The sequence below is a fragment of the Flavobacterium sp. MAHUQ-57 genome, from assembly GCF_051908335.1.
In the GTDB taxonomy this organism is placed as follows: Bacteria; Bacteroidota; Bacteroidia; order Flavobacteriales; family Flavobacteriaceae; genus Flavobacterium.
This window is the reverse complement of record NZ_JBPZTE010000006.1, coordinates 389060-401173: the sequence shown is the minus strand read 5'-3', so window position 1 is coordinate 401173 and position 12114 is coordinate 389060. Positions and strand designations below refer to the sequence as shown.

Sequence of the window (12114 nt, the reverse complement as noted above, 5' to 3'; positions counted from 1 at the left end):
TAACGTATTAATTTAGAATCGCTTCGTAGATTATTTGTTGTATTTTTTCGCGGATATTTTCTTTGGAAAGCTTATTTACAGCATTACTATCTGGGTAGGTTCTATTCGACAAAAAAACATAAATAATTTCTTTCTCTGGATCGGCCCAAGCAATTCCACCTGTAAAACCAGTATGACCGAAACTTGAAAGTGAGGCACAGCCGCAAGTAGGGGCATCACCTTTCAGTTGTGGTTTATCAAAGCCAATGCCTCTCCTATTCCCTTCTACGCAAAAATGGCATGTATTAAAGTCATCAAAGGTTTGTTCAGAAAAATAATGAACACCTCCATAATTTCCTTTTTGCAAGAAAAGCTGCATCATTTTAGCAATATCTATACTGTTTGAGAATAATCCAGCATGTCCAGCAACACCGCCTTGCATAGCAGCTGCCATATCATGTACATATCCTTGGACCACGTCATGTCTAAAATAAGTATCTTTTTCAGTTGGCGGAATAACATCCATGTCAAACTTTTGCAACGGATTGTAAGTTGTACTCGACATTCCTAATTTTGAAAAGAAATTTTCCTGAGCCAATTGATCTAAAGATTTGTTATGATGCGTTTCTAGATATTCTTTCAGCAAGATAAATGTAAAATCACTGTATTTGTACTCCTTTTTTGGAAGTAATTTACTTTTCATGATTTTGGCAACAATGGAATCCTTGTAGGAATTAGAGAGAAATAAATTTTCCGACACTTGAATTTCGAAACCTTTAGATGCTGTATTACGATAGTATTTTTTTAAAGGTTGTTTTGTAATCGAATCGATAGTTGCTTTATAAAAGGGTTCCCAGGCTTGAAGACGTGCATAATGTGTTAATAAATCTTTAAACACAATAGAGTCTTTATCTGTTCCTCTTGCTTTTTTTACCATTTCACCCAAAGTAGTATTCATGGTGATTTTTTTATCATCATAATCCAACATTACATTTGGGAGTGTTCCGATAATTTTAGAAAGAGATGCAATATCATAGATATCAGAATTTTTTACTTTAATATCTTTTCCATAAGTATGATATCCAAAAGACTTTTGATAAATAACTTTTCCTTTTCTAGCAACTAAAACTTGAGCACCCGGAGCAATTTTATCTACAATTGCTTGATTAACGATTTTATCGATTTCCTTCAATTTTTCCGAATTCATACCCACTGTTTCAGGATTTGTAAAACCTAAAACATTCAGTTTTTGAGTTTCCAATCCGTGGCCAACCTTATACTCATCATTTATAGAAACCGGGAGTTTTCCTTTGGAACCTAAAGCACCGAATAAAATCTCAGCAGAAACTTCCTGTGCCACTTCACCATTTTGATAGGAAACCACAATACTTTCTATGTGGTCCATGTTTTTCAAAGGCATTAAAGCGTAGGGTTTTGAAAATACATTTAAAATTACATGATGATTCTGAGCAATTTTATCTATTAATTCAATTTCTTTTGCAGAAAATTCATGCTTTTTCCACCATGTTTTGTCCGAAACGTGAAAGCCAATGATAACCTTATCATAGCCTTTCAACTCAAGGTTCAAACTATCTATATTTTGATGAGCTACTTCTGTTACTTCAGTATATTTTTTGATTGTGGTCAAAAATTTATTACCGGAATCATCACCCAATTTAATATATGCAATCTTAGTTTTGGCTAAATTAGTCAGTGGTAAAGTGTGATGTTCGTTTTTTACTACCGTTACTGCATTTTCATACAATTTATACAAAAGTCCGTTACTGTAAGGCGTATTAATATCCTTAGCAATATTGGTCAAATCAATCGGTTTGTAATGATTTAACCCCGCTTTGTATTTGAATTTTAATATCTTTTTGACGGAATGCTCGATACGTTCGTCAGTAATTAAAGTATCATTATAGGCTTGGGTGAATTTTTGTATCGCTGTTGGAACATCTTCTGCGAAAAGCATAATATCATTACCTGCCTGAAACGCAGCCAAATCAATTTCTCCTGGTTTTTTAAAGTTACTTGCACCCTTCATATTTAAGGCATCGGTAAAAATCAGCCCTTTAAATTTCAATTGGTCTTTTAAAATATCATTGACAACATGGTAAGAAATCGATGTTGGGTAATTTTCTCTTGGTTCCAAACTAGGCACATTTAAATGCGCAACCATTACAGAAGCCAAACCCAAATGAAACATTTTTTTATAGGGATACAGTTCCACTTCATTGATTCGTTCTTCAGTAAAATTAACCATTGGTAAAGTATGATGCGAATCAGTTTCTGTATCACCATGACCCGGAAAATGTTTACCTGTCGCAAAAACGCCTTGATTTTGAATACCTTTCATTAGAGCAACCGCTCTTTTCGTAACTTCTTCTTTATTTTCACCAAAGGAACGGTTACCAATAATTGGATTATTCGGATTGGTATTGATATCCAAAACTGGTGCAAAATTAAATTGAATCCCCATTCGTTTGGCTTCTTTGGCCATTTGACCGCCTAAATCTTCTATCAATTTCATATCCTGAACAGCACCCAAAGTCATATTCCATGGATACTTGTAGGTCGAATCTAAGCGCATACTTAAACCCCACTCCGCATCATTACCAATAAACAAAGGGACTTTCGAAGAAGCTTGAAAACGATTCGTTAACTTCGCTTGACGTCCCGGACCACCTTGAAAGAAAATCAATCCACCAATTTTATATTTTTTAACGAGTTTATCAATAGCATTAAAATGAACGGTATCCTTATTTGAATAGGTCGCAACCATAAAGAGTTGTCCTAATTTTTCATCAAAAGACAATGAATTGTAAATGCTATCTACCCATTTTTTTTCACTAGGAGTATCTTCAAACAAGTTAAATCCTTCCAAAGAAGGATCTTTAAATTCTTGAACAATTGTATTTTCGGAAACTGGTGTTACAGTTTTAAAACCACTTTTTTTATTGACTGAACAATTGACAGCAAAAAAAGTGATTGCAAAAATCAGAAGTAACTTAAAACCGGTATTTTTCATTATGATATTTTAAAAGAAACGACTATGCCAACTGTCTTCAGCTGGAATTTCCCATGATTCGTTAAATTCTTGAATGGTATTGATTAGATTATTGAAAACAATGGTAGAACCAGAAACCGCTTTATCTTTGGCCATTTTCTTAAATTCCAATAATGTTTTGTGAGCAATGAATTCACCATTTTTAAAAGTAACATTCATTTTATCCAATAAATCTACTTCGTATTTGCTCTCTAAATTTTGAATAAACTGAACAGAGCTATCAATAGAACAACCTGTAGCAGCTTGCACTTCCTGGTTTACGGCGAAAATAATAAATCGATTGTATTTAATAACATAAGAAGCTTCAAGGCTCGTTCCGTGTGCCGACCAATTGGACACAAAATCTTGTAAAGCAGCATCGATTTCAACTACTTCATCGTCTGTAAATTTTCTATTCGATTGGTAAATCCAAATACGGGATTCTAGGGGTAAAGTATCAAAGTTTACTAGCATAATTTCCAACTAAATTACAAAAATAGCCTTTTAGAATTATAATGTAGTAATCTTAAATATTTTTTAGCATAAAAAAATAAACCATTGAGCTGGGGACGCAATGGTTTATCTACCTATAAACAAACTAAAAAGAAAATAATATAAAAAAAACCTAGTCTCTGATTGCTATTACAATCCATTTTTGAATGGAGCCATCGTATACCATTTCTACAGTACCAATACCAGAAGTAGAGGTTGATGTACCTATAGTATCAATTGAATTTGCTGGTGTTGATGACAATAAATGATCAATTTTCATATTTACCGGAGAAGAATTGTATAAAATTACATGTCTTCCTGTTGAGCCTCCTGCAATTCCTGCAATACTGAAGTTAGCTGTAGCTCCGGTGAATCTAAAAATAACCACGTCACTATTTACACCAGTAAGATTTAAATTCAGGTTATCAAAAGTATAATTGGATACTGGTGTAATAATTGGAACTGAAGCTACCCCATAAAAAGCAGTATTCACACTAGAAGTCAACTCATTGGATGACAATGCAAGACCCTTACCAATTTTCACATCAGCCAAAATTCCCTGGCTGCAAGTACCAGTTAACTTGGTTGTCGATGTTGTGTTGCTAGTGTTTGAAACTCTCATAGTACCTTCCACATGAAGTGTCGATAAAGGTGTTGAAGTTCCGATCCCAACTTGAGCGAAAAAGCTCATTTGTGAAAAAAGCACGAATACCACGCATGCTATTTTCGATGAGTAATTTTTTTTCATAACCCTTTGTTTAAATTTGTGTTACTCAAAATTACATCCTTAATAGCAAACTTCATAAATTACCCGATGAAAAACCGTAAAATTTGTTAAAAAACAATTAAATCGACAAAAAACAAATTAAACCGACGAAAATTAAGTAAAAAACAAAAATGCCAGAATGTGCTTCTGGCATTGTAAACTATAAATAGTAAAAATTTTACAAATCTTGTGCGTTTGCAATCAATTCGGCAACATCAAGTACTTTGACATCGTGTTCACGATGCTTGGCTTTAGTTCCGTCTGTTAACATCGTATTACAGAATGGACAACCGGCTGCAATAATTTCAGCTTTAGTTTCCAGTGCATCTTCAGTTCTTTCTACGTTGATGTCTTTATCACCGTTTTCTGGTTCTTTAAACATTTGCGCTCCACCAGCTCCACAGCACAAACCGTTTGCTTTAGAACGTTTCATTTCTACCAATTCGGCATCTAATTTTTCAATTAAATCGCGTGGTGCTTCATACACTTTATTGGCACGTCCTAAATAACAAGGATCATGGAATGTGATTTTTTTTCCTTTAAACTGGCCACCTTCAATAGTCAAGCGCCCAGCGTCTAATAATTCTTTTAAAAATTCCGTATGATGAACCACTTCATACTTTCCACCCAATTCAGGGTATTCATTTTTTAACGTATTAAAACAGTGAGGACAAGCCGTTACAATTTTTTTAGCTTCATAAGCATTAAGTACTTCAATATTCATGAATGCCTGCATTTGAAACAAAAACTCATTACCTGCTCTTTTTGCAGGATCACCAGTACAACCTTCTTCAGTACCCAATACTGCAAATTCAACATTTGCTCTGTTCAATATACGAACAAATGCTTTAGTGATTTTTTTAGCTCTATCATCAAAACTTCCTGCACAACCTACCCAAAATAAAACTTCCGGCTGTTTTCCCTGAGCTAACATTTCGGCCATTGTAGGCACTATTAAATTTTCTGACATACAATTTATGTTTAATCTTTGGTTAGGTTTAACTATTCTCGTTTTCGTCGTCAAAGACTTCGATGGTTACTTGTTTTTCGATTAAATCGGTAAATTTCCCTCTGTATCGGGTTGCTTTTACCAAATGATTGTCAATCCAATGGTAATTTCCACCTCGTGGTTTACCCATAATCATACCATGGTATTTAAAACCGTGTTGTTTCAACCAAATTTCCGTATATTCTCTATGCGCTTCTGTTCTTGAAGTGAAGAAGAAGATAATATGTCCTTCATCATACCATTTATTCAAAGTAGCCAAAGCATCCGGATATACCGCAGCTGTCAACATTCTTTCCGGTTCTTCATTGGGAATATCGTCACAGATAGTTCCATCAATATCAATTAAATAATTTTTAATTCCTTCAGGCAAGATGGGACTGATTGCATGACCATCCTCAGACGCTGCAAGTAAATTCTTATCTAAATCTTGTGTATTCATTATTGCTCGTCTTTCCAGTTTAATCTATCCATTTGGCTGTACTGCCAAGGTGCACTATTGTTTTCAATATTCGTCATCATTGCGTTTAATGACATTGGAGCCGCACTTTGTTCCATTACTAAGTAACGACGCATATCCATAATAATGGAAAGCGGGCTGATATTTACAGGACATTCTTCCACACATGCATTACATGATGTACAAGCCCAAAGCTCTTCCTGAGTGATATAATCGTTCAACAAAGATTTTCCATCAGGGATAAAGACACCTTTATTTTTATCCATATTATCCCCTACTTCCACCATACGGTCACGAGTATCCATCATAATTTTACGTGGAGACAATTTTTTTCCAGTTTGATTTGCAGGACATGATGAAGTACAACGCCCACATTCTGTACAAGTATAGGCATTTAACAGTTGTACCCAGTTTAAATCCTGAACATCCGAAGCACCAAATTTACTTGGAACTGCATCAGCATCTACTGGAGCTGCAGCAAAAGGATCAGCATTAGGATCTAGCATTAATTTCACTTCGTTTGTTACACTTTCCAGATTATCAAATTTCCCCAGTGGATTCAAATCGGCAAAGTAAGTATTTGGGAATGCTAAAATAATATGCAAATGCTTCGAATAATATAAATAATTAAGGAAAGCCATTACCATCATAAAGTGCCCCCACCACCCTACTCTTTCTAACAGGTGTAAAGTTCCTTCACTTAAAGAGCCGAATAAAACTGGTCCTAAATGTTGAGAAACTGCAAAATTAAAAGAGCCTTGTCCTTCAAAATGCGATTTCCCCATATTGTAAAGCACTTCATCAGTTCCATTCATCGTGAAAATACAGCAAACCAATACAATTTCCATGATCAGAATCAAATTTGCGTCTTTCATCGGCCAACCTAACAATTCTGATTTATTTAAACGTGGTAATTTCAATAAATTTCTTCTAGACAAGAAGGCAACAGTTGCAATCAAAGCCAATAAAGACAAAACTTCAATAAAACTAATCAAGAACGTATAAAAACCTCCTAAAGCAGGTTTGAAAAAACGATGAGTTCCAAAAACCCCATCAACTAAAATTTCAAGTAATTCAATTTGAGTAATCATAAAAGCAGCATACAATGCAAAATGCAACAAAGCCGGAACTGGGCGTGTAAACATTTTCTTTTGACCAAGTGCCACTAGCGCCATATTCTTCCATCTTTCGGAAGAATTATCGGAGCGATTTACTTGTTTTCCTAATTTAATATTGCGGATGATTTTCTTTACATTTTTAGCAAAGAAACCTCCTCCTACAGCAAGAATGATTAAAAATACGATACTACTTAAATAATTCATATTGGTTTATTTGGTTATGTTTTGGTCTGTTTACTTCTTATTTAGGTTGTTCTTCCGGCGCTTTATAAGGTTTCTCTTTTTTTCCAAAAACTGAAACGTTCACATAGCGTGTTGGGTGTAGACGTACATCTTGTAGTAATAACTCCAATTCTTTTGATGTTTTGGATAAATTAGTATAAAGTGCATCATCTTTCATTAATTTCCCCATAGTTCCTTTGCCCGATTGCATATCTGCCAACATTTTATTGACATTTCCTAATGTAGCTTCAAGATTATTAACCGTTTCTGAAAGCTTTGCTTTTTCAAGATCAGAAGTAATCTTAGCCATACTTCCAGATGCTTTTTCAGCATTGGTTAAAGTATTGCTGATTTTTTGATTATTTTCAGTCATCAACGCATTAACTTGAGCAGTGGCTTTGTTTAATTCTGTCAATGTTTTACTAAGCTGATTAATACTAGCTTTGATATTCGCTTTGGTTTGTTCATCCAAAACACTATTAACATTAATCATTAATTTATCAGCGTTGGTTACCAATCCGTCAATTTTTTGTTGCGTTGGCGCTAGTTTATTACCTAAAGAAGCTGTAAGTCCTTGCTTTATATCTGCAGAGAGTTTATCACCAGATACCGCTAAAGTTTTATCTTCAAAATTAGGAATAATTGCAATTTGTTTACCTCCGATAAATCCCGGCTCATAAATTTGAGCTATGCTGGATTTTGAAATTGGAAAACTCTCTTCGTTGATTTGCATTTCGACCAAAAGCTTTCCATTAGGGTTTAGTGTTATGGTATTAACCTTACCAATAACTTTACCACTTATAGTTACGGGAGCCGCAGGTGCCAAACCTTCAACATTATCATATTCTACAAATAACTTTTTATGATTATTAAACAGATTGCTTCCTTTTAAAAAGCTGTATCCCCAAATAAATAATAAAAGTGACGCAATAACCAGTATTGCGGTTTTAATTTCTCTTGTTAATTTCAAAATCGTCTTGTTTTAAGCAAAATTAATAATTTAAAGCTTTCAATTACTTATTCTTTACTGCTTCGTTCAATGAAATTTTAATTCCGTTTTTAAAAGGAACTATAAATGCAGAATCATATCCCTTTGTTTTAGCAACTGCCAAAAGTTTTTTAGAAGCTTCATAGTCATTAGTTTCTCCATACAAATATTTGTAATAATCACCTTCTAATAGCATAGAAATATTGTCCAAACCATTAAAATTTTCTGATTTCAATTCAATTAAATTTTTACTTGCTTTAATCTGAATTTTATAAACAGGTTTGTTTTTATTTATTGCCAAAGTTTTATTTTCTACCGCTTTGATTGCTTCTTTGGTTGTTTCCTTTACTACTAGAGTTTCTTTTGCCGGTTTGTTTTCAACCACTTTTTTGATCGAATCCTTTTTAACCGGTCTTTCCGATTTCTGAATATCCAATACTGGCACAGTTCCTCCAAAATGATCTACTTTCATTCTAAAAATAGCATCTGCGATAGATTTTGCAACATTTATTTGACCTTCTTCCGAATTTAAATAAGCACCTTCATCTTTATTTGAAATAAATCCCATTTCAATCAAAACTCTCGGCATGAATGCTTTGTGCAGTACCATGAAAGGAGCTTGTTTAACACCACGCACTTTTCTGTTCAACTTCACATCAAAATTATCTTGAACACGGTGTGCAAATTCAATACTTTGATCAAGATATTCTTCCTGAATTATTGTTGCACTAATTAAAGATTCTGGTGAATTCGGGTTATATCCTGCATACTTTTGTTTATAGTTATCCTCTAAAGTAATTACGGCATTCTCTTTTTTCGCAACTTCTAAACTTGAAGCACTTTTCGAAAGTCCCATTACATACGTTTCCGTGCCATAAGCCTCCGTGTTTTTGTTGGCATTACAGTGAATGGAAACAAATAAATTGGCATCAGCTCTATTGGCAATATTTGCTCTTTCCACTAAATCTACAAACACATCCGACTTACGAGTATAATTTACTTGAATAGACGGATCTTGTTCCAAAATTTTTCCCAGTTTAAGCACAACTCCTAATGCAATATTTTTTTCAACAAATCCGTGGTAAACTGCTCCAAAATCATGATCACCATGTCCTGCATCAAGTGTTACTTTAAATTTTGTATTGGTTTGTGCAAAAGCGGATGAAACTAAAATTAGCGATACAATCGATAAAGCCTTTTTAATTACTGTCATTTTCATATCAATATCTTTTATATAGACCCAAAGGTTATAATTTTATTAAATGCTTAATTATTTTTAAAAATAGATGTAAGTTTGTCACTTCAAAAATTAAGCCATATTTTTACAAAAATAGCATTTATAGCTTTGCGTACAAACTTATTTCATATCGTTTTATTACCAATTTTATTAACTCTTGGTGTTTCAAAAACTTATTCTCAAGAGTTACCTAAAAAAAACAATTCAATATCTACTGATAAACAGAAAGATAGCCTAAATATTGGTTTAAAGAATGTTGTTACCAATAAAGACACAATTAAAAGTGATTCTGTCAAAAAAAAGAAACCTCTATTGGATGGAAAAATAAAATACAAATCCAAGAAGTACGCAAAAATTAATCAAAAAAAGAAGCAAATCACACTTTTTGACGAAGCTGAAGTATATTATAAAGACATCGAACTGAAGTCGGGTATCATCGTTATTGATTACGAAAAAGATGAAGTTTATGCCGGTAAAATTAAAGATTCGGCTGGTGGTCCTTCTCAATATCCTGTATTCAAGCAAGGGCAAAATATTGTCGAACCTGATTCTATTCGATTCAATTTTAAAACCAAGAAAGCTTTAATTTGGAACTCTAGAACTGATCAAGGTGAATTCAGAGTTAAAGGTGAAATTACTAAAAGAGAAAATGATTCTGTATATTTTATCAAAAATGCCCGTTTTACTACTTCTAAAAACTTAGACGATCCGGAATATTACTTTCTTGCTCGAAAAATCAAATTAGTACCAGGAAAAAAAGTCGTAGCAGGTTTAACCAATTTAGTTATTGCGGATGTACCAACGCCAATTGGGGTTCCTTTTGCTTTCTTTCCGATGACGAACGAAAGTACATCAGGTATTATACTTCCCACTTTTGGTCAAACGAATCAACAAGGTTATTTTCTACAAAACGGTGGTTATTACTTCGCGATAAGTGACAAAATTGATTTAGCCCTTTTAGGTGATTACTATACAAACGGTAGTTACGCTTTCCGAGCTGAGAGCAGTTATGCCAAAAGATATCGTTTCAGAGGAAATTTCAATTTCAGATATGAAAATCAAATCACAGGTGAAAGAGGATTACCTGGATATGCAAAAACGAACCTTTACAATATTCAATGGAGCCATGCTCCAGATTCAAAAGCCACACCTAATTCGAGATTTTCAGCTTCAGTAAATTTAGGAAGTCAAAAATATTATCAAAGCTCTTTCAATCAAGTGAATAATGCTAACTTTTTGAATAATACGTTAAGCTCTTCTGTTTCTTATTCCAAAACGTTTAATGTTATTCCACAAGTAAACCTTTCCTTAACGGCCACACATTCACAAAATACAAACACAGGCGTAATCAACATGACTTTGCCAACATTTCAGGCTAACGTTGATCGTTTTTTCCCTTTCGCAGGAAAAAACCAAACTAAAAAGGGAATCATAAAAAATCTTAGTCTTAACTATAGTGTACGTGGTGAAAACAGAATTTCTACAGTTGATTCTTTATTTTTCAAACCTGAGATGTTTAGAAATGCTCAAAATGGTTTGCAACATACTATTCCTTTAACAACCAATTTTAAGCTTTTCAAATACATTAATGTTTCAGCAACTTCAAATTATCTGGAAACATGGTACATGAAAACTATTGAGAAAAGGTTCAATACCACCGAAAATTCTGTTGAAGATGTTGAGAAAAATGGATTTGCTGCTTTTAGAACTTATAATTTTTCAACAGGATTAGGAACTACGATTTATGGAACTTTCAAATTCAATGAAAAAAATAAAATTCAAGCCATTAGACATACATTGAGTCCATCTCTTAGTTATAGTTACACTCCTTCATTTGATAGGTATTATGATAATTATATTATTGATGCTGCTGGTAATATAGCGCGTTACAACAAATTCGAAAAAGGAATTTTTGGCGGACCTTCAAATAGTATGAGTAATATCGTCAATTTCTCATTAAACAATACGTTCGAAGCTAAGGTAAGAGATAAAGACTCCACAAAAGTTGAGCCTAAAAAAATATACTTACTTAAAAATTTAAATTTTGATGTTAGCTATAACATGAACGCTTTAAAAAACAAATGGTCCGATTTGAATGTAAAAAGTGGAATCGATTTATTTGAAAATAAAATGAACATGAATTTTGGCGCTTCATTTAATCCTTATGCCATCAATTCGAATGGAGAATTAATGGAAATGTTCAACATTGACAATGGTGGAAGCTTATTCCGAATGACAAGAGCGTATTTCAATTTAAATTATTCGCTTACCAATAGAAATCAAAAATCAAAAGATGACAATTCTTTTAATAATAGAGGTTTAAGAAATGGAGGTCGAGAAGATAATTTATTCGGAACTACAACCGATTTTAGTGATCGCAGAAACAGCCAGTTCGACGATGATGATAAGGAAGAAAAGTTCGATGGTTTTTACAATGCAAAATTACCTTGGGATTTACGACTTGCTTACTCACTTACCTATTCCAACACCAAAAGAGAAAACAAAATCACACAAAGTTCATTAATGTTATCCGGAGATGTAGACATTACCCCAAAATGGAAGGCTGGAGCTTCATCCGGATATGATTTTGTACAAAAAGGAGTTACTTATACTCAATTAAGATTTCAAAGAGATTTATTGAGCTGGAGAATGGATTTTAATTGGAATCCATTTGGTGACAGAGCTTCATGGTATTTCTTCATCGGAATAAGTTCTTCCGTATTAAGCGATATTAAGTGGGACAAACGCAGTGTACCCGATAGAACACTTAACTAAAACATACATCTATCTTAAATAA

General features: G+C 33.5%; 9 protein-coding genes. 1 reads left to right on the top strand and 8 read right to left on the bottom strand.

Going from position 1 to position 12114, the window contains the following annotated elements:
* Positions 1-7: 7 nt before the first annotated feature.
* The 8 genes from ACS8MM_RS02070 to ACS8MM_RS02035 all read right to left on the bottom strand — a co-directional run bounded on the left by ACS8MM_RS02070 (position 8) and on the right by ACS8MM_RS02035 (position 9293).
* A complete protein-coding gene (locus ACS8MM_RS02070; protein WP_379712529.1) occupies positions 8-3010 on the bottom strand; it encodes a glycoside hydrolase family 3 N-terminal domain-containing protein in 3003 nt (1000 codons plus the stop codon).
* Positions 3011-3019: 9 nt separating this feature from the next.
* On the bottom strand, positions 3020-3502 hold the full coding sequence (locus ACS8MM_RS02065) for an ABC transporter ATPase (RefSeq protein WP_379712527.1): 483 nt from the start codon (positions 3500-3502) through the stop codon (positions 3020-3022).
* 151 nt (positions 3503-3653) lie between these two features.
* Entirely contained in the window at positions 3654-4268 is a 615-nt protein-coding gene (locus ACS8MM_RS02060; RefSeq protein WP_379712525.1) for a hypothetical protein, read from the bottom strand.
* Between the two features lie 196 nt (positions 4269-4464).
* On the bottom strand, positions 4465-5256 hold the full coding sequence (locus ACS8MM_RS02055) for a (Fe-S)-binding protein (protein WP_379712523.1): 792 nt from the start codon (positions 5254-5256) through the stop codon (positions 4465-4467).
* Between the two features lie 28 nt (positions 5257-5284).
* The gene (locus tag ACS8MM_RS02050) at positions 5285-5734 is read right to left on the bottom strand and encodes an LNS2 domain-containing protein (RefSeq protein ID WP_379712521.1); all 450 of its coding nucleotides are present in this window, start codon (positions 5732-5734) and stop codon (positions 5285-5287) included.
* Entirely contained in the window at positions 5734-7074 is a 1341-nt protein-coding gene (locus tag ACS8MM_RS02045) for a 4Fe-4S dicluster domain-containing protein (protein WP_379712519.1), read from the bottom strand. The genes ACS8MM_RS02050 and ACS8MM_RS02045 overlap by 1 nt, the downstream gene beginning before the upstream one ends.
* 37 nt (positions 7075-7111) lie before the next feature.
* Positions 7112-8062, bottom strand: coding sequence for an MlaD family protein (locus ACS8MM_RS02040; RefSeq protein WP_379712517.1), 951 nt, complete (start codon positions 8060-8062; stop codon positions 7112-7114).
* Positions 8063-8105: 43 nt separating this feature from the next.
* Positions 8106-9293: an N-acetylmuramoyl-L-alanine amidase family protein gene (locus tag ACS8MM_RS02035; RefSeq protein WP_439948684.1), complete on the bottom strand. Its 1188-nt coding sequence runs from the start codon at positions 9291-9293 to the stop codon at positions 8106-8108.
* An 81-nt stretch (positions 9294-9374) separates the two neighbouring features.
* Between ACS8MM_RS02035 and ACS8MM_RS02030 the strand changes: the two genes are divergently transcribed.
* A complete protein-coding gene (locus ACS8MM_RS02030; RefSeq protein ID WP_379712513.1) occupies positions 9375-12092 on the top strand; it encodes a putative LPS assembly protein LptD in 2718 nt (905 codons plus the stop codon).
* Positions 12093-12114 lie beyond the last annotated feature (22 nt).